This is a genomic window from Rhodanobacter sp. Col0626, from assembly GCF_049994385.1.
GTDB lineage: Bacteria > Pseudomonadota > Gammaproteobacteria > Xanthomonadales > Rhodanobacteraceae > Rhodanobacter.
Genome location: NZ_CP188260.1, coordinates 4,235,247 through 4,257,959 on the forward strand (window position 1 = coordinate 4,235,247; position 22,713 = coordinate 4,257,959).

General features: G+C 59.7%; 25 protein-coding genes. 24 read left to right on the forward strand and 1 reads right to left on the reverse strand.

From position 1 onward, the window contains the following. The first annotated feature begins 139 nt into the window (after positions 1–139). Positions 140–8,779, forward strand: coding sequence for a GH36-type glycosyl hydrolase domain-containing protein (locus ACPPVV_RS18690; protein ID WP_426701354.1), 8,640 nt, complete (start codon positions 140–142; stop codon positions 8,777–8,779). A 28-nt stretch (positions 8,780–8,807) separates the two neighbouring features. Here ACPPVV_RS18690 and ACPPVV_RS18695 read toward each other — a convergent pair whose 3' ends face one another. Next, positions 8,808–9,803: an integron integrase gene (locus ACPPVV_RS18695; RefSeq protein WP_426701355.1), complete on the reverse strand. Its 996-nt coding sequence runs from the start codon at positions 9,801–9,803 to the stop codon at positions 8,808–8,810. A 186-nt stretch (positions 9,804–9,989) separates the two neighbouring features. Between ACPPVV_RS18695 and ACPPVV_RS18700 the strand changes: the two genes are divergently transcribed. The 23 genes from ACPPVV_RS18700 to ACPPVV_RS18810 all read left to right on the forward strand — a co-directional run bounded on the left by ACPPVV_RS18700 (position 9,990) and on the right by ACPPVV_RS18810 (position 22,681). After that, positions 9,990–10,280 carry a DUF6968 family protein gene (locus ACPPVV_RS18700; RefSeq protein WP_426701356.1) on the forward strand — a complete coding sequence of 97 codons (291 nt, stop codon included), beginning with the start codon at positions 9,990–9,992 and terminating at the stop codon, positions 10,278–10,280. A 562-nt stretch (positions 10,281–10,842) separates the two neighbouring features. Continuing rightward, positions 10,843–11,235 carry a hypothetical protein gene (locus ACPPVV_RS18705; RefSeq protein WP_426701357.1) on the forward strand — a complete coding sequence of 131 codons (393 nt, stop codon included), beginning with the start codon at positions 10,843–10,845 and terminating at the stop codon, positions 11,233–11,235. 133 nt (positions 11,236–11,368) lie between these two features. Beyond that, the gene (locus tag ACPPVV_RS18710; RefSeq protein WP_426701358.1) at positions 11,369–11,698 is read left to right on the forward strand and encodes a hypothetical protein; all 330 of its coding nucleotides are present in this window, start codon (positions 11,369–11,371) and stop codon (positions 11,696–11,698) included. Between the two features lie 74 nt (positions 11,699–11,772). Beyond that, on the forward strand, positions 11,773–12,135 hold the full coding sequence (locus tag ACPPVV_RS18715) for a hypothetical protein (RefSeq protein ID WP_426701359.1): 363 nt from the start codon (positions 11,773–11,775) through the stop codon (positions 12,133–12,135). A 21-nt stretch (positions 12,136–12,156) separates the two neighbouring features. Continuing rightward, on the forward strand, positions 12,157–12,402 hold the full coding sequence (locus tag ACPPVV_RS18720) for an Imm32 family immunity protein (RefSeq protein ID WP_426701360.1): 246 nt from the start codon (positions 12,157–12,159) through the stop codon (positions 12,400–12,402). Positions 12,403–12,457: 55 nt separating this feature from the next. After that, the gene (locus tag ACPPVV_RS18725) at positions 12,458–12,763 is read left to right on the forward strand and encodes a hypothetical protein (RefSeq protein WP_426701361.1); all 306 of its coding nucleotides are present in this window, start codon (positions 12,458–12,460) and stop codon (positions 12,761–12,763) included. A 599-nt stretch (positions 12,764–13,362) separates the two neighbouring features. Then, positions 13,363–13,557 carry a Rap1a/Tai family immunity protein gene (locus ACPPVV_RS18730; protein WP_426703282.1) on the forward strand — a complete coding sequence of 65 codons (195 nt, stop codon included), beginning with the start codon at positions 13,363–13,365 and terminating at the stop codon, positions 13,555–13,557. A 69-nt stretch (positions 13,558–13,626) separates the two neighbouring features. Beyond that, the gene (locus ACPPVV_RS18735; protein WP_426701362.1) at positions 13,627–14,091 is read left to right on the forward strand and encodes a hypothetical protein; all 465 of its coding nucleotides are present in this window, start codon (positions 13,627–13,629) and stop codon (positions 14,089–14,091) included. Positions 14,092–14,109: 18 nt separating this feature from the next. Then, complete coding sequence (locus ACPPVV_RS18740) at positions 14,110–14,400, forward strand: hypothetical protein (RefSeq protein ID WP_426701363.1); 291 nt, start codon at positions 14,110–14,112, stop codon at positions 14,398–14,400. A gap of 689 nt (positions 14,401–15,089) precedes the next feature. Beyond that, positions 15,090–15,386, forward strand: coding sequence for a hypothetical protein (locus ACPPVV_RS18745; RefSeq protein ID WP_426701364.1), 297 nt, complete (start codon positions 15,090–15,092; stop codon positions 15,384–15,386). A gap of 708 nt (positions 15,387–16,094) precedes the next feature. Next, positions 16,095–16,358, forward strand: a complete 264-nt coding sequence (locus tag ACPPVV_RS18750; protein WP_426701365.1) for a hypothetical protein — start codon at positions 16,095–16,097, stop codon at positions 16,356–16,358. Positions 16,359–16,423: 65 nt separating this feature from the next. Continuing rightward, positions 16,424–16,756 (forward strand): hypothetical protein, encoded by a 333-nt coding sequence (locus ACPPVV_RS18755; protein ID WP_426701366.1) that lies wholly within the window; start codon positions 16,424–16,426, stop codon positions 16,754–16,756. 64 nt (positions 16,757–16,820) lie between these two features. Further along, positions 16,821–17,201, forward strand: coding sequence for a hypothetical protein (locus tag ACPPVV_RS18760; protein WP_426701367.1), 381 nt, complete (start codon positions 16,821–16,823; stop codon positions 17,199–17,201). Between the two features lie 64 nt (positions 17,202–17,265). Continuing rightward, on the forward strand, positions 17,266–17,529 hold the full coding sequence (locus ACPPVV_RS18765; RefSeq protein WP_426701368.1) for a hypothetical protein: 264 nt from the start codon (positions 17,266–17,268) through the stop codon (positions 17,527–17,529). A gap of 65 nt (positions 17,530–17,594) precedes the next feature. Beyond that, positions 17,595–17,966: a 4-fold beta flower protein gene (locus ACPPVV_RS18770; RefSeq protein WP_426701369.1), complete on the forward strand. Its 372-nt coding sequence runs from the start codon at positions 17,595–17,597 to the stop codon at positions 17,964–17,966. A 73-nt stretch (positions 17,967–18,039) separates the two neighbouring features. Beyond that, positions 18,040–18,537, forward strand: a complete 498-nt coding sequence (locus ACPPVV_RS18775) for a hypothetical protein (protein WP_426701370.1) — start codon at positions 18,040–18,042, stop codon at positions 18,535–18,537. Between the two features lie 68 nt (positions 18,538–18,605). Then, entirely contained in the window at positions 18,606–18,842 is a 237-nt protein-coding gene (locus ACPPVV_RS18780) for a hypothetical protein (protein ID WP_426701371.1), read from the forward strand. A gap of 466 nt (positions 18,843–19,308) precedes the next feature. Then, positions 19,309–19,671, forward strand: coding sequence for a VOC family protein (locus tag ACPPVV_RS18785; RefSeq protein WP_426701372.1), 363 nt, complete (start codon positions 19,309–19,311; stop codon positions 19,669–19,671). 97 nt (positions 19,672–19,768) lie between these two features. Beyond that, positions 19,769–20,197, forward strand: coding sequence for a hypothetical protein (locus ACPPVV_RS18790; protein ID WP_426701373.1), 429 nt, complete (start codon positions 19,769–19,771; stop codon positions 20,195–20,197). A 216-nt stretch (positions 20,198–20,413) separates the two neighbouring features. Continuing rightward, positions 20,414–20,704 (forward strand): DUF6968 family protein, encoded by a 291-nt coding sequence (locus tag ACPPVV_RS18795; protein ID WP_426701374.1) that lies wholly within the window; start codon positions 20,414–20,416, stop codon positions 20,702–20,704. 79 nt (positions 20,705–20,783) lie between these two features. Next, positions 20,784–21,125: a hypothetical protein gene (locus ACPPVV_RS18800; protein WP_426701375.1), complete on the forward strand. Its 342-nt coding sequence runs from the start codon at positions 20,784–20,786 to the stop codon at positions 21,123–21,125. A gap of 557 nt (positions 21,126–21,682) precedes the next feature. Further along, positions 21,683–22,021, forward strand: a complete 339-nt coding sequence (locus tag ACPPVV_RS18805) for a DUF3147 family protein (protein ID WP_426701376.1) — start codon at positions 21,683–21,685, stop codon at positions 22,019–22,021. Between the two features lie 174 nt (positions 22,022–22,195). Then, positions 22,196–22,681 (forward strand): hypothetical protein, encoded by a 486-nt coding sequence (locus ACPPVV_RS18810; RefSeq protein ID WP_426701377.1) that lies wholly within the window; start codon positions 22,196–22,198, stop codon positions 22,679–22,681. Positions 22,682–22,713: the final 32 nt, after the last annotated feature.

Consider the following 22,713-nt stretch of genomic DNA (forward strand, 5'->3'; position numbering starts at 1 on the left):
GTAACGCGCGGTCTTCACACGCTGGCGTGTAACGTCGGCGCATAAGCCGGTCGCCACCGCCCGTCAGAGGCGACCATCGCCCGCACGGCAACGGATCCACACGTCTGCGGCCGGTCACGAAACCCCAGGAAGAGTGGATTTGAACATCGGCAGCTTTCTCGACCTGCTCAAGCTGCGTCGCCTGCACGCCTTCCGTCGCCGTCGCGCGGCGGCCCGCACGCGCCCCGAGCAGGAACCGGCGCTACGCTCGGAACTGTTCAGCGCCGAACAGATGGAACAGCACGGCCGCGCGCTGGCCGGCCAGCACCGTCTCAGTGACCGCTCCAGCGCGGATCTGCTGCTGACGCGGCTGGCCGACAACGAGGCGGTGCTGACCCACACCGGCGAGCGGCTGACCAACGCGACGCGGCACAAGCGGCGGATCACCCCGGCCGGCGAATGGCTGCTGGACAACTTCTACCTGATCGAGGAACAGATCCGGATTGCGCGCCGGCATCTGCCGAAAGGCTACAGCCGCGAACTGCCGCGGCTGGAGGGTGGTCCGTCGGCGGGCTTGCCGCGCGTCTACGACATCGCGCTCGAAATCATTTCCCACGGCGATGGCCGCGTCGACACCACCAGCCTGCGTCGATTCATCCATGCCTACCAGAGCGTGACCCCGCTGAAGCTGGGCGAGCTGTGGGCGATCCCGATCATGCTGCGACTGGCCCTGATCGAGAACCTGCGTCGCGTCGCCGCACGGGTGATGGCGGACTGGCGTTATCGCGGCAAGGCCGTGCGCTGGGCCGACACCATGACCTCGACCGCCGAGCGCGATCCGAAGAGCGTGGTGCTGGTGGTGGCCGACATGGCCCGCTCGAACCCGCCGATGACCGGTCCGTTCGTCGCCGAAATGGCGCGGCGGCTGCAGGGCCAGAGTCCCGCGCTGGCGCTGCCGCTGAGCTGGATCGAGCAGCGCCTGGCCGAATCCGGTCAGAGCATCGAGCATCTGATCCAGCTCGAGGCGCAGCAGCAGGCGGCCAACCAGGTATCGATCAGCAACAGCATCGGCAGCCTGCGGGCGCTGTCGGCGATCGACTGGCGCGATTTCGTCGAGCACTGCAGCATGGTGGAACAGCAGCTGCGCGAGGATCCGGCCGGCGTCTACGCGGCGATGGATTTCGCCACGCGCGACCGCTATCGCCACGTGGTCGAGGCGCTTGCGCGACACCGCCGGCTGACCGAACTGGATGTGGCCGAAGCCGCCATCGCGCTGAGCCAGAGCGGCGCACCGACCGACGACGGTCCGCCGTTGCCGCAGCATGTCGGCTTCTACCTGATCGATCGCGGCCGGCGCGCGCTGGAACGCCAGCTCGGCATCCGGCCACGGCTGGCCGAGACGCTGCGCCGCGGATTCGACCGGGCCCCGCTGCCGATCTATCTCGGCCTGCTGGCGCTGCTCACCTTCGCGTTCGCGCAACCGCTGGTCGCGGCCGCCGCCCACGACGGACTGCCGCTGTGGGTGTTGATCGCGATCGCGCTGCCGGCCGCGATCCTGACCAGCCAGCTGGGAATGAGCCTGCTCAACTGGACGGCCACGCTGGCGATCGCACCACGACAACTGCCACGGATGGATTACTCGCACGGCATCCCGGCCACGGCACGCACGCTGGTGGCGATTCCCACCCTGTTCGCCAGCGCGCAGGACATCGAGGATCTGGTCGAAGCACTGGAAGTGCGCTTCCTGGGCAATCGCGACGAGCACCTGCACTTCGCCCTGCTCACCGATTTCGCCGACGCCGACAGCGAAACGCTGCCCGGCGACGAGGCGCTGCTGCGACTGGCGCGCCGGCGCATCGAGGCACTCAACGAGCACTACGCCAGTGTCGAGGCGGACCGCTTCTTCCTGTTCCACCGCCCGCGTCGCTGGAACCCGGCCGAACGTTGCTGGATGGGCCACGAGCGCAAGCGCGGCAAGCTGGCCGACCTCAACGCGCTGCTGCGCGGCAACGCGCACGACCGCTTCATGCTGATCGTCGGCGACATCGCCACGTTGCCGCCGGTGCAGTTCGTGATCACGCTGGATACCGACACCGAACTCCCGCGCGATTCGGCGCAGGCGTTCGTGGGCACCATCGACCATCCGCTCAACCGCGCCGTATACGACCCCGAACAACGCCGCGTGGTGTCCGGCTACGCGATCCTGCAACCGCGCGTCGGCATCAGCCTGCCCAGCACGGCACGCTCGCGCTACGCGCAGCTGTACGGTAGCGACGCCGGTATCGATCCGTATACGCAGATGGTGTCGGACGTCTACCAGGACGTGTTCGGCGAGGGATCGTTCATCGGCAAGGGTATCTACGCCATCGAAGCCTTCGAGCGCGCGCTGGAAGGCCGCTTTCCGGAAAACCGCATCCTCAGCCACGACCTCGTCGAAGGCTGCCACGCGCGTTCGGGCCTGCTCAGCGACGTGCAATTGTTCGAGGCGTATCCGTCGCGCTACGGCGCCGACGTCAAGCGTCGCCATCGCTGGATTCGCGGTGACTGGCAGTTGCTGCCGTGGTTGTTGCCGTGGGCGCCGACCGCGCACGATGGCTGGCGTCGCAACGCGCTGACCGCGTTGTCGCGCTGGAAGATCCTCGACAACCTGCGTCGCAGCCTGGTGCCGGTGTCGCTGCTGGTGCTGCTGGTATTCGGCTGGCTGGTGATCTCGCCGGTGTTCTCGTGGACCCTGGCGGTGCTCTCGATGGTGCTGGTGCCGCCGCTGCTGTCGGCCTTGCTGGAGCTGGTGCAGAAACCCAAGGACGTACAGATCGACCAGCACCTGCGCGCCGGTTTCAAGGCCGGCATGCAGCACTTCGCGCGGATGGCGCTGGGGCTGGCATGGCTGCCGCACGAAGTGCTGTATCACCTCGATGCCATCGTGCGCACGCTGTGGCGCATCGTCGTCAGCCATCGTCACCTGCTGCAGTGGCAGACCTCCAGCGATGTCGAGCGGCACAGCAGCAACGCGCCGGCAGCACTGTGGCGGCTGATGTGGATCGGTCCGCTGCTGGCGCTGGTACTGACCGTGGCGCTGGCACTGGAGCGGCCGATGGTGCTGGTGCTGGCGGCGCCGCTGCTGGTGCTGTGGCTGTTCTCACCATCGATCGCCTGGTGGATCAGCCAGCCGCGCACGGCCGACGTCTTCGCGCCGACATCGGCGCAGCGCCAGTTCCTGCGCGGCCTGGCACGGCAGACCTGGGCGTTCTTCGACATCCACGTGGGGCCGGCCGACCATTGGCTGCCGCCGGACAACCTGCAAGAGCAGCCGGGTCCGGTGATCGCCCACCGCACGTCGCCGACCAATATCGGCATGGCGTTGCTGGCCAACCTGGCCGGCCACGACTTCGGTTTCCTCGGCACCGGCCGGCTGCTCGAACGCACACGCCAGACCCTGGCCACGATGCAGCAGCTGCCGCGCCATCGCGGCCACTTCTACAACTGGTACGACACACTGAGCCTGCAACCGCTGGCGCCGCTGTACATCTCGGCGGTGGACAGCGGCAACCTGGCCGGCCACCTGCTGACCTTGCAACCGGGCCTGCTGGAGCTGATCGACGAACCGGTGTTCCAGCCGCGTGTACTGCTGGGCCTGCTCGATACGCTGAACCTGCTGCACGACGCACTCGATGCGGATGCCGCCGACGCACTGGATCCATTGCGCCGGGAACTGCAGGACGCGCTGGACGCGCCGCCTACGCGCACCAGTGCCGTGACGAGCCTGCTGCAGCGACAGCTCGACCATGCCCACGCCCTGGCGCAGACCCTCGTCGTCGAGCCCGCCAGCGATGCCGAATTCTGGCTCGACGCCTTGCTCGACCAGTGCAGCGAACTCACCGACGAAGCGCTGGCGTTCCAGCTCGATCCGCCCGACGACGACGATGTCGGCTTCAGCGGCATTCCCACCCTGCGCCAGCTGGCCCGTATCGAACCGCTGTGCTGGCCGGCGGGGATCGACGCGGACACGATGCGCTCACGCGCACTGGAGCGTATCGGTGCGATCGAACAGCTGGCGCAGCAGGCCGACGAGCTGGCGCAGATGGACTACCGGTTTCTGTACGACAGCGCGCGCGATCTGCTGGCGATCGGCTACAACGTCGACGACCGTCGGCTCGACGCGGGCTACTACGACCTGCTGGCGTCGGAAGCGCGGCTGGCCAGTTTCGTCGGCATCGCGCAGGGCCAGCTGCCACAGGAGAACTGGTTTTCGCTGGGCCGCCTGCTGACCACCAGCGGCGGCGAACCGGTATTGCTGTCGTGGACCGGCTCGATGTTCGAATACCTGATGCCGACCCTGGTGATGCCCAGCTACGAAGGCACCCTGCTCGAGCAGACCTGCCGCGCCGCGGTGGCGCGGCAGATCGAATACGGCAACCAGCTCGGCGTGCCGTGGGGCGTTTCCGAGTCCGGCTACAACACGATGGACACGCATTTCACCTACCAGTACCGCGCCTTCGGCGTGCCTGGCCTGGGTCTGAAACGCGGTCTGGGCGACGACGTGGTGATTGCGCCTTACGCCACCGCGCTGGCGCTGATGGTAGCGCCGGCTGCCGCCACCCGAAACCTGCAGCGGCTGGTCGAGGTTGGCGGACGCGGGCGCTTCGGACTGTACGAAGCGATCGACTACACCCCGGCGCGGTTGCCGCTGGGTGCGACATCGGCGCTGGTGCAGTCGTTCATGGCGCACCACCAGGGCATGAGCCTGCTGGCGCTGGATTACGCGCTGCTCGGCCGCCCGATGCAGCGCCGCTTCGAGTCCGACCCGCAATTCCAGGCCACCAGCCTGCTGTTGCAGGAACGCGTGCCGAAAACCGCCGCCGAATACCTGCACGCCTCCGGCTTCCCCGAAGTGGACGGCAGCCCGCGTGCGGCCGAGGCGCGGCTGCGCGTTTTCGTCGATCCCGACCGGCCGCGACCGGCCGTGCAGCTGCTTTCCAACGGCCGTTACCACGTCATGATCAGCAGCGCCGGCAGCGGTTACAGCCGCCGCGGCGAACTGGCGTTGACGCGCTGGCGCGAGGACATCACGCGCGACCACTGGGGCATGTTCTGCTACCTGCGCGACGTGGCCAGCGGCGAGTACTGGTCGACCTCGTACCAGCCCACGCTGAAGAAGACCGAACTGTTCGAGGCGATCTTCTCCGACGCCCGCGCCGAGTTCCGCGTGCGCGAACGCGACTTCGATGCGCACACCGAAATCGTGGTGTCGCCGGAAGACGACATCGAGCTGCGCCGCACGCGCATCACCAACCGCAGCCGCACGCGGCGCACCATCGAACTGACCAGCTACGCCGAAGTGGTCCTGGCCCCGCCGATCGCCGACGCGCTGCATCCGGCCTTCAGCAAGCTGTTCGTGCAGACCGAACTGATGCCGGCGCTGCAGGCGATCGTATGCACGCGTCGACCGCGTTCGGCGGACGAACAGGTGCCGTGGATGTGCCACCTGCTGGCCGTGCACAACGCCGATATCGACACGATTTCCTACGAGACCGATCGCGCCCGCTTCATCGGTCGCGGACGCAGCACGGCACAGCCGCGGGCGCTCGATGGCGCCCAGGCCGAACTGTCCAACAGTGCCGGCTCGGTGCTCGACCCGATCGTGGCGATCCGCTGCCGCATCACGCTGGAGCCGGAGCAGTCGGCCACCGTCGACCTGGTCACCGGCATGGCCGACAGCCGCGACAGCTGCCTGCAGCTGATCGGCAAATACCGCGACCGCCACCTCGCCGATCGCGTGTTCGACCTGGCCTGGACGCACAGCCAGGTGCTGTTGCGCCAGCTCAACGCCAGCCTCGCCGATGCGCAGTTGTACGAGCACATGGCCACCGCAATCATCTTCCCCAATGCCAGCCTGCGCGCCGAGCCCGCCATCCTGCGCGGCAACCGCCGTGGCCAGTCCGGCCTGTGGGGGCAGTCGATCTCCGGCGACCTGCCGATCGTCTTGCTGCAGATCGCCGATCCGGCGCGGATCGAACTGGTGCGCCAGCTGGTGCAGGCGCATGCGTACTGGCGGCTGAAAGGCCTGGCGGTGGACCTGGTGATCTGGAACGAGGACCGCGCCGGTTACCGGCAGGAACTGCAGGACCAGATCATGGGCCTGATCGCCTCGGGCAGCGAAGCGAGCCTGCTCGATCGCCCCGGCGGCATCTTCGTGCGTCCCGCGCAACAACTGTCCGGCGAAGACCGCACGGTGGTGCTGGCCAGCGCGCGGATCATCCTGGCCGACAACCGCGGCAGCCTGGCCGAGCAGATCGGCCGGCGCGTGGTGGAGACGCACGCGCCCGCGTTTGAACCGAGCGCGCCGAAACGCCTCGCCGCGCCCGCCATCGCGCCGGCCGAACCGGTCGCCGGCACGCTGCAACTGACCAACCCGCACGGTGGCTTCAGCGCCGACGGCCGCGAATACGTCATCACGCTGGGACCGAGTCAGGTTACCCCGGCGCCCTGGGCCAACGTACTGGCCAATCCGCACTTCGGCACGGTGGTTTCCGAAAGCGGCGGCGCCTATACCTGGGCCGAAAACGCGCACGAGCTGCGCCTCACGCCGTGGCACAACGACCCGGTCGACGACACCAGCGGCGAAGCCACCTACCTGCGCGACGAGGAAACCGGCCAGGTGTGGTCGCCGACACCGTTGCCTTGCCGCGGCAGTGGCAACTACATCACCCGCCACGGCTTCGGCTACAGCGTGTTCGAGCACGACGAGGACGGCATCCGCTCCGAGCTGTGGATCTACGTGGCGCTGGATGCCTCGGTGAAATTCTCGGTGCTGAAATTGCGCAACGATTCCGGCCGCCCGCGCAAGCTCGCCATCACCAGCTACGTCGAGTGGTTGCTTGGCGACCTGCGCGAGAAGACCTCGATGCACGTGGTCACCGAGTCCGATCCCGCCAGCGGCGCGCTGTTCGCCCGCAACGCCTACAACACCGAGTTCCCGAACCGCGTCGCGTTCTTCGACGTCGATGATCCCGCCCGCAGCATCGCCGGCGACCGCGGCGAATTCCTGGGCCGCAACGGCAGTACCCGCGCACCGGCCGGACTCGGCCGTGCGCATCTTTCCGGTCGTCTCGGCGCGGGGCTGGATCCGTGCGCCGCGCTGCAGGTGGCGGTAGCGCTGGAGGAGGGCGAACAACGCCAGGTGATTTTCCGGCTCGGCCTTGGCCGTGACGTGGCCGATGCCAGCGCGCTGGTGCAGCGCTTCCGCGGCAGTGGCACCGCCGCCGACACACTGGAAAAGATCCGCGCGCACTGGGCCCGCATCTTGGGCGCGGTGCAGATCCGCACGCCGGAACCGGCGCTCGACGTACTCGCCAACGGCTGGTTGCTGTACCAGACCATCGCCTGTCGCATGTGGGCGCGCAGCGGCTACTACCAGTCCGGCGGCGCCTTCGGCTTCCGCGATCAGCTGCAGGATTCGATGGCGACGCTGCATGCCGCCCCCGACCTCGCCCGCACGCAACTGCTGCTGTGCGCCGCGCACCAGTTTCCCGAAGGCGACGTGCAGCACTGGTGGCATCCGCCGCTGGACCGTGGCGTGCGCACCAGCTGTTCGGACGATTACCTGTGGCTGCCGCTCGCCACCGCGCGCTACGTGCTGGCCAGCGCCGACATTGGCGTACTCGACGAAAAAATCGGCTACATCGAGGGCCGCCCGCTGCATCCCGGCGAGGAGTCCTACTACGATCTGCCGCAACCGTCCGGCCTGCGCGAAACGCTGTACCAGCATTGCGTGCGCGCGATCGAACACAGCCTCGTGCGCGGCGCGCACGGCCTGCCGCTGATCGGCGGCGGCGACTGGAACGACGGCATGAACCGCGTCGGCGAAAAGGGACGCGGCGAAAGCGTGTGGCTGGGCTTCTTCTGCTGCGAGGTGCTGAACCGCTTCGCCGAGGTCGCGCGGTTGCACGACGACGAAACCTTTGCACTGCGCTGCGAGAGCGAAGTCGCGCAACTGCGCGTCGCACTGGAACAGCACGGCTGGGATGGCGCCTGGTACCGCCGCGCCTATTTCGACGATGGCACCCCGCTCGGTTCCAGCGGCAACGACGAATGCCGCATCGACTCGATCGCGCAAAGCTGGTCGGTACTGTCCGGCATCGCTTCGCCCGAACGTCGGTTGCAGGCCATGGAATCGCTCGACACCCATCTGGTACGCCGCGACGCCGGCCTGGTCCAACTGCTTGACCCACCGTTCGACAAATCGGCACTCGATCCCGGCTACATCAAGGGCTACGTCCCCGGCGTACGCGAGAACGGCGGCCAGTACACCCACGCCGCGATCTGGGCCACGATGGCCTTCGCCGAACTCGGCGACAGCCGGCGCGCATGGGATCTGGCGCGCATGATCAACCCGGTCAACCACGGCAGCGACGCCGAGGAAATAGACGTCTACAAGGTCGAGCCCTACGTCGTCAGCGCCGACGTCTATGCCGTCGAACCCCACGTCGGCCGCGGCGGCTGGAGCTGGTACACCGGCTCTGCCGGCTGGATGTATCGCCTCATAGTCGAATCGCTGCTCGGCCTGCAACTCGACGCCGGCAAGTTGCGCTTCGCACCGGTTTTGCCGGCCGAGTGGGACGGGTTCTCGCTGGACTATCGCCACCGCGACACGCTTTACCGGATCAACCTGCGACAGAGCGATGCCGGCACGGCGAGCGCCGTGTGGCTGGATGGCGTGGCGCAAGCCGACGGCTTCATCCCATTGGTCGATGACGGCATGGAACACACTGTGGAACTCAACTGGCCGCGCAAGGCATGACATCAATTGCGACGCCGCAGCTCCGGCGTCAGCGGTCCAGCGGACTGAGTACTCCGTGACCGCCGCGATTGAGCACGTGGGTGTAAATCTGGGTTGTCGCGATGTTCTTGTGGCCGAGCAATTCCTGTATGGTGCGAATGTCCTGGCCGGCCTCCAGCAAGTGGGTGGCAAAGGAGTGCCGCAGGGTGTGGCAAGTAGCGGGCTTGGCAATGCCGGCTTTGAGCCGCGCCGCGCGCACCGCGCGCTGCAGGCCGGACTCGTCGACATGGTGACGTCGCAGCTCTCCGCCACGCGGATCACGCGAAAGCTGACCCGAAGGAAACACATACTGCCAACCGGGTTCCCGCGGGGCCGACGGATACTTGCGCGCCAGTGCATGCGGCAACCAGACCGCGCCATGGCCTTCAGCCAGATCCTGATGATGGATCACGGCCACCCGATCCAGTTGCGTCCGCAGTGAATCGCACAACCGCCGTGGCAACGGCACATGCCGATCCTTGCCGCCCTTGCCGTCCCGAACGCAGATCTGGTTGAGCCCGAAATCGACATCCTTGACACGCAAGCGCACGCACTCCATCAGACGCATGCCCGATCCATACAACAGCGACGCCATCAATCCGAAACATCCCTCCAGCATGACCAGCAGCCGAGTCACCTCATCACGCGACAGCACCACCGGCACTCGCTGCGGCCGCTTGGCCCGCACGACCGTCTCCATCCACGGCAGTTCGATCGACAAGACCTCCCGATATAAAAAAAGCAACGCCGAAAGCGCCTGATTCTGAGTGCCCGCCGCCACTTGGTTCCGGGTCGCCAGCGCACTGAGAAAGCCCTCTACCTCGGCAATCCCCATATCACGCGGGTGCCGCTTCTCATTCGCCAGAATGAAACGTCGAATCCAGCCGACGTACGCCTGTTCTGTGCGCAGGCTGTAATGCTTCAAACGCAAACGAGCACGGACCTGATCCAACAACCGCGGCGTTTTCGCCCCCGTTACACCCTCACTTTCTTCTGCGTAACTCATACACCCTCAAAAGTGTCGGATAACACCAGCATCCTGCGCCCACGCCGGCGCCGACGATGCAGCGCAAGCGCATGATCTGCTGTAGGAATTCGCCGCTTGAACGGATCAGTGCCGGATCGCATACTCGGCGCAACACCCCACTTGTGGGGTCTACTTAGCGTTAGGCCGCAGAATCTAATCCACGTCATGAATCCGACATCCGCAGAGCGCAAATTGCTGTTGAAACTCCCGTCGGGGGCTGAAGAAGATGTTGTTGTGAGGTTCTTCGAACCCCACCCCATCGAGCAGGGTGACTGGCAATGCGACTACGAAATTCAAGGCGACTCTATCCATCGCCTCTTGTATACCGTCGGCATTGATTCGGTCCAGGCACTATCTTTGGCTCTAGGGAGCGTCAGGGTAGACCTCGAGCACATCGAGCGGAAGCACAATGCAAAGTTCTATTTTTTGGGTGAACCTGGGCATGAGTTCAAGTGAGTTCGCGCTCAAACAATGCGCCTAACATCTCATTCGAGGCGGACGGCTACGCCGCCGCTCAATTCCAGCGTTAGGCCTCATGAAGAGCTTTCTTGCAGCCGTTGTGATTTTCGCTAGCTTCGGTGCCTCGGCAGCCGATGCATTTCACTACGATCATCGCTTGGCGTTAGACCTAGCCCAGGCTTACCTGAATTCGTCACATCGGCAACATCCTTCGTTCGACGCGTACACAGACTCGGCAAACTCGGCTATTTCGTCGGCCATAGCTGCTCATAAGCGGCATCTCGTTTTTGTGACGTTTGCGAAGGCGGGTAGCCAAGCTGGCTCCTATGTTGAGCTGGAGTTCTGCGCAGAGACGAATTTGCTCACCGTCGTAGACACTGGCACCGTTGATAACATCCGAGCGTATCGAGCCGACACTATGCGGGTTAACTCAAAAATATTCGTGGCAAGCCCAGCTGCATGCCCCGCCGAAGTGCCATGATGCCTAACAACTCGTTCGAGGCGGACGGCTACGCCGCCGCTCAACTCAAGCGTTAGATGCTTTCGGCGTAAGGCAAGTATGCAGAACAAAATTAAACGCATGCTCTTTCTCATCGCGCAGTTCGCGCTGTTGGCAGTCGCGGCAATTTTCATCTATTACGGACACAACAATTTTGGCATCCGAAGTATCGGGTTGCTCGCTATATTCGCGTTCCTTGCGATCTTTCGACGATCGCGGGCTTGGCCAGCGTCTCCCGAAGTGCGCGCTATGCAAGACGCTTGGGCGCTCAAGCCCTGGCATTGGCTTGTTGGACTCGCCCTGCTCATCACTGTGGCGGCGACGTTTGCATGGCTTTACTGGGACGCAGCTACCGGTTACAAAGACGTGGCACCTGTGTATGCATTTGCGGCCGCTGCCTTTGTTAGCAGCTTATGGTGGGCCGTGCTTATTGCGCGGCGGTCAAGCCGCTGACGCATTCATTAGCAGTCTTGCACGCACATCTAACTACTTGTTCAAGGCGGACGGCTACGCCGCCGCTTAGCTCCAGCGTTAGGCGCCACATCAATTTCCCTCACCACATTGAGACAGAGCTATGAACTGGCACGTGTACGAGCTTCTGGCCATCGACTTCGGCTGGGAGCATGTCAAAACAGTCAAAGAAACACTCGTAGCGATTGCTACAGGCCCCGACGATTTCAATCAACCTGATGGGCTCAATGCGGCCAATGCCAAGGCGTTCTTAGACGCATGGGATTCCGCAAAAATCGCTGCTTCGGACAAAGGCTGGGACGGAGACTTCCGCCATGAGCCATCAGTCTTCTGGCTCCCTTCAGAGGGTGACTTTGACTATGGCTTTGTGTTCAAGCAAGACAACAACGGCGACACATATGTCGTGTCCCCGCATGCACTTCCTTGGCTTGCTCAGCTTGCATAAGGTGGCGCCTAACAATTCATTCAAGCCGAACCCGCTTCGCGGGTCGGCTTAATTCAGGCGTTAGGCATTCAAAATTGGCTCGGATCAATCAAATCAAGGTCATCGGCTGGTTCTGGCTATTGCTTGCAGGCTTTTGGTTGCTTCTGTCCGGCCTCTCCGTCAGCGCAATGTTTTCTTCCAGCGGATCCCTCGCATCTCAGCATTCCGAGTGGTCACCGGTAGTTGCCGCGTTGTCTGTAGTATTTCCATTGTTGTTTTTGCTTAGCGGCTTGGCATTGGTCCGTCGGTGGCGGTTTGTTTGGTGGTGGCAAATTCCCGCAGTGCTAGCCATCGTTGGCATCTGCTACATTATTTTTTGTAGCGGCCTCCATTGGCGGGTCGTGCCTAACCAATCGTTCGAGGCGGACGGCTCCGCCGCCGCTCAACTCAAGCGTTAGCCGTATTGGAGATTCACCTGCATGAAGCTATTTGGCTTTCTCTCGTCAACTCCCGAGCAGCATGCTCCCTCGGAGCTCGCTGAGGTGACGCTAGTGGCCAGTTCCGAAGAGCTCAGGGAAATTGCTGGCTTTTTACTCAATGCCGCGCAGACCATGGAGCAGCTGGGCAAGAATTTCGACCATATGCATCTATCAGACACTCTGCGTCAGTTTGAAAATTCGCCAACCTTGGTTGTCGCAGTTGGTGAGTTTGCGCAAGACGGCTAACATCTCGTTCAAGGCGGACGGCTGCGCCGCCGCTTAACTCCAGCGTTAGGCCCCAATGAAAACTCATGTTGCCCGCCTGCAAACTCTTGTCCTCACTATCCTCTTTGCAAGCTCCGGTCATGCCGCATGTCCGACCGCACGTCTCGCTGAAATCGAAGTGCTAGCTATCGCCAATCACAAGGCCGAGGCTTCTGGAATTGACCTATCCAATTATCGTGCCCCTAAGGCACACTACGAATACATTCCCAAGGACTGTGCGTGGTCTGTTTCCTACGAAGGCATCAAACAAGACTTTGGCAATGTTTTTTTCGTAGTTGTTAACGACAACACGAGAGCAGCGGAGCTAGAGCTAGGTCTGTAGGTTGGTACCTAACATTTCGTTCAAGGCGGACGGCTTCGCCGCCGCTTAACTCAAGCGTTAGGCCCCTATGGAAAAGATGTCGCACGCCGAGTACATCGAACAATTACGGCAAGAGGCAGGCAGTGTCGCAGTGGCTGCCGTAGCCGGCGAACTCGACGTTCTTGACGCATGTTGGTTTCTTGGGCCGCTTCTCGCCCAGGCCGAGTTACCCGCTGGCGACCTCGACGCCGGTGCAATCAGCGAGGTCTGCTCAGAGCTGGATGGTCTCCCTGTCGGCAATACCCGCGAGCTGTGGTCTCTAGAGGCGCGCGCTAGCCTGGCACCTCAGCTAGAGTCGCTCAAGAATTGGGCTTCGCCTTTGGCAATGCCAGCCATTCGGTCGGTCGCCGTGCGGTTCGGGGCCTAACCCATCGTCCAAGCGGACGCGCGAAAAGCCGCGCGCCGCTTAACTCCAGCGTTAGGCCGCAAAAAGGGGCCACATGAAAACACTTATTGCGCTACTTCTGCTTGTCGCATCTGGCTCTGCGTCCGCAAATTATTTCACGGGCAACGATCTCAATCAGCACCTTCTGAGCAGTGGCAGTACCGTCGACATTTCAATGTTTCGCGGGTACGTAGGCGGCGTCCAAGACAGCTTCAATGGCATAGCGTTTTGCGTTCCCGCAGATGTTCCCTTGAGCCAAGCGTCAGCTGTAGTAAGAAAATATTTGGCAGACAATCCGCAGCTCTGGAACGAGCAGGCAAACGTGTTGGTAGTCAGAGCCCTTAAACAAGCGTATCCGTGCCAAAAATAGGCATGCCTAACCAATCATTCGAGGCGGACGGCTACGCCGCCGCTCAATTCCAGCGTTAGAGGGCACTCCGTGAGCTATCGCGCAAATTTGTTGTCATTAGCTTTCATGCTTGTTCCGCTTGTTGGCAACGCTGCAAACGTTACTTGGCCCGCAAGTAAGTTGCTGCCGGACCTCGACGCCAGTTACCACGAGTGCGGCCAGGAATTTCAAAACGGAAGCTGTCACAAGTTTGTTCAAATCTTCGCCCAATTGCTTCCGAAATTTGATTGCCAGAGGCCCTTCGACACAGCTCCAGTTCCGGCACTGTGGATAGGAAATAGCGCAGCGTTCGAAGACTATGTTCACTTGCTATCGCACCTCAAAAGTCCCGAGGCTATCGAGCTCTTTTCAAGTGCACAGTTCAGAGCAGTTCTCGACGGTGCTATGGCTGAGGAGTATGTGCCACTATCGCTAAAAGCAGAGCGCGCGTTGCGGGGAGCAGCGCCCTCTAACCAGTCGTCCAAGCGGACGCGCGAAAAACCGCGCGCCGCTTAACTCCAGCGTTAGAACTCAATGGCCACACCACGCAAGATTGTTCTTCACTCATTGCAAGGCTATCGCCCCGAGCTGGATGCGATCGTCGCGCAGTGGATCCAAGAGCAAATCAAATATGTGGGTGTCGTCGGTTTCGACGCCTCACGGATCGAGGACGTCATTGATGGCCTGTGCGTTGGTGATGGTTCAAGCCCTTATTTCATGCTTACGGCGTTTCACGGTCCGGACGAAACCCTTCAAGATGCTATCTTCCTTGCAGAGCAACTTTCGGGTGAGTTCAGCGGCAACGTGAGCGTCGTTGAGTTCTAACATTTCGTTCAAGGCGGACGGCTTCGCCGCCGCTTAACTCTAGCGTTAGGCCTCATGCGACCAACACACGAACAATTCAATGCGTTTCTTGCTCACCAGCCCTTGGTTGGAGTGTCTTTTGAGCACAATGCGTATGTCCGGGTAGTTGGCGGTGAACATACCGGCGATTCCGGATCTCTCGTAAGTGTCGAGGATCTAGGAGATGATCCTGTCTACTTGGTCGAGTTGGAGTCCAATCAAGATGCTCTTGTCCCGCAATCATGCTTGCGCATAGTTGCGGCGTAGCATCTCGTCCAAGCGGACGCGCGAAACGCCGCGCGCCGCTTAACTCCAGCGTTAGACCGCACTCCAAACCATGCTCACACTTGCGAAAATAAGTACGTATCAGTCATTCGGCGGTGACGCCGATGGATGGTCTCGCAAAAAGTCTAGTGACGTATCTGGCGTTACCGATGAGGATTGGCGGCTAATCGAAGAGCTACGTCAGGGAGTCAATCTTGTTTCATCGGGCCAAGCATCGCCCGAGTTCGCGGCCACATTCGAGCAGCGCCTCGCGGCTTTGGTGCCAGACGAGCAAGTGCGCCAGGCAATCCGTAGGCTCGCAGCATGATTCCCATTGGGGTGGTTCGGTCTAACATCTCGTTCAAGGCGGACGGCTGCGCCGCCGCTTAACTCCAGCGTTAGGCTCTATGGAAACTCCCGACCAAATTACTTGCTATCAAGCCATCGGCAACGCGTTATCTGGGGTAGCTCCTGCTGGCTGGTCATTCATCGAGGCCAACGTCACTTTGGCGGGTTCGCGCGTCGATGCTGTTGTTTCCTATCAGGCCGCGCAAGGTTCTGGCCACCTTACGGGTGTGCCAATGCTTGCTCGTAGTTTTTACGAACTTGCCCGGCTCATCAGCACAGAGGAAAAAGGGTTGTTCAAAAGCTGCACCTTCAAGTTGTATTCCTCAGGCAAGTACGACGCGAGCTACACGTACTGAGCCTAACCAGTCATCCAAGCGGACGGCTTCGCCGCCGCTTAATTCCAGCGTTAGACCCCATGAGCAGAACTTGCGGCACGTCAATGCATAGAAAGCAGCTGCTCGCCAGCGAGGTAGCAATCTGCTACTACTGCTTCGCCGAATTTCTTCCCTCGACTATTACGCAGTGGTGCGACGGCGACGAGCCAGGCCACACAGCAATCTGCCCACACTGCAGCGTCGATGCAGTTGTTGGTTTCAATGGTCCGATCGACGTTGCCTGGGTCAAGGACGCGCATCAAAAGGGGTTCGGCTAGGATGTGGTCTAACATCTCGTTCGAGGCGGACGGCTACGCCGCCGCTCAACTCCAGCGTTAGGCTGTCAAGCCGAGGAACAATGATGACAATATCGATATCGCAACGATGTGCGCTCGCAATCTACATCTGTGTGGTAGTTGTCGCCACGCTATTTCCTCCCTACGAAACAACAATATCGTCTGGTAACGCGCCACAGCACTTCAACTTTGGCTACCACTTTTTGTTTGCACCGCCAGGCCCCCAAGGACAGCTATATTTTGGGTCTGTAGACGCACGTGTGCTTTTCGCTGAGCTGTTGGCTGCCACTTTAGTTATGGTTGCAATGTTTTTACTGCTACGGCGCAATTGAGCGCCTAACCAATCATTCGAGGCGGACGGCTACGCCGCCGCTCAATTTCAGCGTTAGGCCGCATGAAAAAACTTGTCGCAAACTTGGTCATCGCTCTCGGCGCTGCTGTCGCATTGACCGGAGTACTGGGCACGCCGTTGCTTCAAGACTACCTGCCGATATCCTTTGTGTTGTCGTCTCACAGCCAGGCCATGCAGCACTACCAAGTTGCCCTTGGCCAGCCGCACAGCCAAGCTCTCCTTTCATACATTGCAATGCTGGCTGGGGCTGCAATTTCCGCTACAGGCGTACTATTGCGGCGTAGGTTCCGTGGCAACGCGGCCTAACCAGTCATTCGAGGCGGACGGCTTCGCCGCCGCTCAATTCCAGCGTTAGCCGCCAAGGGGTGGATATGGAATTCTTTATACCAGTTGCAAAATCGGACGAGCAGGCAGCGGGTGTCTACAAGGCCATCAAGGATCATCTTCGCGATGAGATGGGCGCAGTGTTTTCCGACCGCAGGGTATTCGCGCTTAGCTATGTGCATAACGGTAAGGCGTATTCCGCTGAAGTGGGCAAACCTGAACATGGGGCCGGCGAAGTTGTCATCGCCATACTTTTTGAGCCGGTGCGGTCGCTGTATCACGTATGCACCCCAAGCCGCGGGGTCGTAGGAGGCACGTCGATTCTGGTAGGCGCCAATGAGGTCAGAACATCCACCGACTTTGGCACGAATGGTGGCTAACAACTCGTTCAAGGCGGACGCCTCCGGCGCCGCTTAACTCCAGCGTTAGACCTTTGGAGAAGCAATGAAGATCGCTGTCATTTTCGTTGGAAGCCACTTTGTCGGAAAGAGCCGGACCATCAACAGATTCCTCAAGCCGTTGCTCGGCATCTCCTCCAAGGCACGCCTATTCACCTTAGACGGCAAGGACGGCTGTGTGCTTTCGCAGAGCTTCGAGGAGTCGGGGCGAGACGCGAAGGAACGGATTCAGGCGTATGCGCACCTCGACCTCCTCGCTTTTGCTGCTCGCCCAGCTTCGGAAAATGCCTCGAAGCTTGCTCTTGTCGAGAGCATTCTTCACAAAAATGGCTTTAGCGTTCACCACGTCCAAGTGACTAAAGGCGATGACAACCATTACGAGTCACTCGCCAAAAATGCATTCAAACTATTGCGCGCAAAGGTCTAACAATTCGTTCAAGGCGGACGGCTTCGCCGCCGCTTAACTCTAGCGTTAGACGGCAGATCAACCCATGCTAGACGTGACAGACACCCACCTACTTGAATGCAACGAATACAAAGTGGATGCTTCAGGAAATGTCGCCTATTATTTACTCCGTGCCGTACCCAAAGGCGCCGGCAAACTTGAAACAATTATGCTCAAGCCAAGTGACGTCATCTCACTGCACAAGTTCAAAGTGGCCTTGGTTAATCGCTGCATCTTCTATACTGCGTCAAAAGCGGAGCATGCGAGAAACATCATGCGTTTATGCCAGTTTCCACTGCGTGCCGTCTAACAATTCATTCGAGGCGGACGGCTTCGCCGCCGCTCAATTCCAGCGTTAGGGGGCTTAGTCAGCACATGGATTACGTTGCGTTCTACAACAAGCAAGGTCGGCCTATCGCATGGATTGGCGACAACAAAAACTACCCTTCAATCTTTCTTTTCAGCGGTCAACCCGTTGCTTGGATGACCGACGACTGTATCTACAATTATTCTGGTAAATACTTAGGTTGGTTCCAAGACGGTTGGGTACGAGATAGAGACGGCCATGCCGTGTTCTACACGCAGGGCGCAACCGGTGGTCCTGCTAAACCAGCAAGACAAGCACGCCCGGCGCGCGGAGCACGGAGCGCCCGTCCCGCACGTGGAGCGCGCGAAGCTCGCCCAGCGAGAGCTGCTCGTACAACATCTTGGTCGCCGCTTAGCGATGAATTTTTTTTTGACCAATAAGGGGGGCGCCCTCTAACAATTCATTCGAGGCGGACGGCTACGCCGCCACTCAATTCCAACGTTAGGCGGTAGCGTGCTCGACGAAGCCAAGCAAGTAAAAGCATCTATTCAAGACCTGGAGCGCAGCCACACACTCTCGGATTACGAAGCGGTCGACGTCGTATGGGTCGCGATAATTCGAATTGCAAATCTGCAAAATGGGCAAGGCGAGCACCAACGCCTGCTGGCCTTACTGGATTTATTGTCCGCCGAGGCAGCCGCAAACATTGTTACATCACAGGGCACCGACACGCTGCTCAACTTGGATCCGCCATTGGAAGCCATACGTAGCTTTGTCCACGAGCGACTGGACGTGCAAAAGACTGCCAATGAGCTTGCCGCAGTAAAAGCCATCCGTATCGCTGATCCGAAAGCGGCCCTCGCCCAACTGGCTGAAACGCTTAAGCGTGTCCGCAATCGACGAGCGCATGGGTTCAAAACCCCTGAAGGCCCTCGCGATCAGGTTATTCTTGGTGCGACAGCAGACATTCTTCGCAGGGTGTGTGACCTCGCAATCCAGCAGCGCACCTAACCATTCGTTCAAGGCGGACGGCTGCGCCGCCGCTTAACTCCAGCGTTAGACCACAAGGAACGTCTGCCGTGAACTCTCATCAAAAATTGGCAACACTTATCCTTCGCCTTGTGGCTGCCATTTGGACGGCCTTCATCGTGCTCGGTTGGAGCATGTATGCAATCGAGGCTGCTGTCGGCGTCACCGTTCAGCACTATCCTGCACACACGGTCGTAGGCAACATGGCTTACATCGTCATTGGGGTGCTTACGCTCATTTTTTCCAAATCACTTGGCGGGTTGCTCGGTCGAGACCTTGGCGAGTAGGCGTAGCATCAAGTTCAAGGCGGACGGCTTCGCCGCCGCTTAACTCAAGCGTTAGGTGCAATCGTGAAAATCAGGCTCTGCGCGGCGTTATTTGCTACGTTGCTATGCTCTACGCACGCTGTTTCTCAAGAGCGAATCACTCAACGCGTCACACATCTCGAGGCGCTAGTCGTGGCTCGACGGGCAGCAATCGCAAAGGGCTACGATATGAAAAAGTATTCGCTCCTCAACGACGGGGTCGATCTCAGTCCCGGAGATAAGGACTGGTTCTTTTTATATGTTTGCAAGCAACCCGCTATAGATTGCGGCTTCTCTGTCAATGTAAATCGAGCAAATTCTGCGGTCGAAATCCAATCACTACCGTAGCGGTTGCACCTAACATCTCGTTCAAGGCGGACGGCTTCGCCGCCGCTTAACTCAAGCGTTAGGCACCAATAGAAAGTTGTCCGCAAGCTGAGAGTCGCACATGTCCGAAATCACGAAAGTCAGATTCGTACTTGCGGTCCTTGATCTAAAACGATCAACGCATTACTACACATCGGCACTCGGTTTCGTGATGGACTTTGAAGCTCCAGGCTGGTCATTCTTATCTCGCGGAAATTTTCACGTCATGCTGGGTGAATGCACTGGTGCCATTCCTCCGATAGATCTCGGAGATCATTCTTACTACGGATACATCACAGTCAATGACATTGACGCCCTGCATGGTGAGTACGAAAAGTCGGGAGTAGAGTTCACGCAACATCTCGATAACAAGCCGTGGGGCATGCGAGAGTTCGGTATTCGTACAATTGACGGCCATAGGCTCATGTTCGGCCAAGAATTGTGAGCGGGCACGAGTTGGTGCCTAACAATTCATTCAAGCGGAACCCGCTTCGCGGGTCCGCTTAATTCAGGCGTTAGGCCGCAGGGAAAGGGCTCTCGACATGACCATTGGCGTTTATATCGACAGCTGCGCGTGGAATTACCTTCAAGAGAAGGCAACGGATCTCGTCGCTGAGCTTCCACCCGATAGGTATGCGCTATACCTCACCCGAGAAGTCGAGGTCGAAATTGAGGCTATCCCTGACGACGAAAAAAGGCAGCAGCTCAAGGCGTACATTCGCGATAATATCGAGAGTTCCTGCATAAAGACGACGTCTGTATTTGGCTTTAAAACCTTCGAACATGATGGCTCACCATCAAAAGTCCAAGTGTACGGTGGCTTTTGTCAGGGGACGTTTCAATCCGCCACAGATCGAGAATTCTATGCATCTCCACAGATTCAATCGCAATTGATCGGCAAAACACCACGCAAGAGCGGATTGAGTGCCAACCAAGCTGACGTACCTCTGGCTGCTCGCTCATTTGGATAAAAAGCAGGGCCTTTGAGGATGGCTGCTGAAATGGGTGGAAAGGTTGTATATCTAACTGCCCAAGTGGAGCAAAGTGGGCTCACGCTGGGCCAATACATCGAATCCTTGCAGCAGGCGACATGAATAGCTCTGGCAAGCGGCCTAACCAATCATTCGAGGCGGACGGCTACGCCGCCGCTCAATTCCAGCGTTAGGCCGCAGAATCCAATCCACGTCATGAATCCGACATCCGCAGAGCGCAAATTGCTGTTGAAACTCCCGTCGGGGGCAGAAGAAGATGTTGTTGTGAGGTTCTTCGAACCCCGCCCGATCGAGCAGGGTGACTGGCAATGCGACTACGAAATTCAAGGCGACTCTATCCATCGCCTCTTGTATGCCGTCGGCATTGATTCGGTCCAGGCACTATCTTTGGCTCTAGGGAGCGTCAGGGTAGACCTCGAGCACATCGAGCGGAAGCACAATGCAAAGTTCTATTTTTTGGGTGAACCTGGGCATGAGTTCAAGTGAGTTCGCGCTCAAACAATGCGCCTAACATCTCATTCGAGGCGGACGGCTACGCCGCCGCTCAATTCCAGCGTTAGCGCTTATGTCCGAAGTAACCATCGACTTCATCACTAGAGATCCATGGCGAATGGTGCTCGTGGAAGAGGGGCCGTGGGAGGACGTTCAAGCGAATTTGCATCGTGTTCAAAGCCGGCTCTACACATGCCTCGATGCGGCAATCGATGGTCAGATCGCTGAGCAGTTCCCGGACTCAATCGGCGCCCATCTGACCTTGCAACTCGAGTGCTATTCGTTACCTCAGGAGCAAATTTCAACCTTCTTCGAGGCGTTTAGCTCGGGAGTGTTCGAAGCCCTTCACTACAAGGAAGCTCTTCTAGCGTCTGCTTTTGTATCTAGCATCGACTTTCAAATCAGCTATGCGTAGGGTGGGCGCTAACCACTCGTTCGAGGCGGACGGCTTCGCCGCCGCTCAACTCAAGCGTTAGGGCTCAGGTCATGCCATCCCATTCTGCCGAACCTACGCAGATGCATGTTGCATTCGTCTTCTACGAGGGCGACGAGCTGTTGCATCGCGGCGAGTTTCTTGTCGGCCCTGGGCACACCTTCGGGATATACGGTGAACATCTACATCTTCCGCTCCCTGACAACATGCTATTTTCTCAGAGACCAGAGATACAACTTTTCGTCGGTCTCACAATTGAGCACTCATTCGAACTGCCTGCGTGCCCAATCGCAGTGCGTTACTACGTCGCCAAAGACGGCGGAGCCGGTAGGCCTCAACAGCAAGAGCGTACGTTGTGCAGCGAGCTACGTATGGGCGTGCACACTTCGGACGACTGGGAGTCTGTGCAGTTGCAGCCGTACACACTCGCGTTCAAGTGTACAGTTGCGCCCTAACCACTCGTTCGAGGCGGACGGCTTCGCCGCCGCTTAACTCAAGCGTTAGGCCCTTTTTGGGAGATTACTGTGGGTTGGTTAGTCATGAAATACATGCTCACTGCAGCCGTTGTCATCATTGTATCGGAGACGGCAAAGCGCAGTGACAGGCTCGGTGGGTTCATTGCGGCGCTTCCTTTGGTCACCTTCCTTGCGCTTATCTGGCTTTACCTCGACAAGCAGCCAATGGCTAAAATCTCCAACCATGCCTGGTACACGTTTTGGTACGTTGTCCCGACATTGCCCATGTTTCTAGCCTTTCCTTTGTTGCTTCCGCGCCTCGGGTTCTGGCTCACGATGCTTGCGAGTGCTGGCATCACCGTAGTCTGCTTTGGCTTGTTTGCTCTCGTGGTCCGTCAGTTCGGCATCCAACTGCTGCCGTGACAGGACCTAACCAATCATTCGAGGCGGACGGCTCCGCCGCCGCTCAATTCCAGCGTTAGGGGTAACAGGACTATGCTTCGACTCATATGTGCAGGCGCACTCTGTATTGTTGGACTCGCGTTGGCGATTGTGTCACTCGTTCACGAGCAACCAATAACTGCTTTGGCCTTGGCAATGGCTGCCGTGTACGTGGGCCTTGGCGTAGTAATCGGAATCACCACCGCGTTGGAAAGCCCTGGCTTCAAATTCGCGGCAGCAATCATCGGCTTGGTAGGCATCATCAGTGTCTTTATGTATAGCCGAGGCCTCAACCCTCAAGTAGCGGGCGCGCATGCAAGCGCACTAAATGATTTTGTTTATATCGACTTACGGTGTCCTCACGCATCCCAAGAATTACGTGAAATCCAGAATTTCGGTACAAAAGCGTGTGCCTTGCAAAACAATTCTGATCAGATGACCTCTGTCTTTGATCTCGCGAAAGCCCTTCATCTTGGACCAACGTCGTCGCTGGTTGACTCGGCTGTGTCCTTGGGCCGCACTTCACCCCAAGACTACTGTGCTGTCGCCTTCAAGGCAGCAACGAAACTTTGTCCATCTGCCTTCGCCTCACTTTCCAGCGCTGATCGCGAGACGTTAACCAATTTGGCGAGTAGCCCTTAGCATCTCGTCCAAGCGGACGGCTGCGCCGCCAC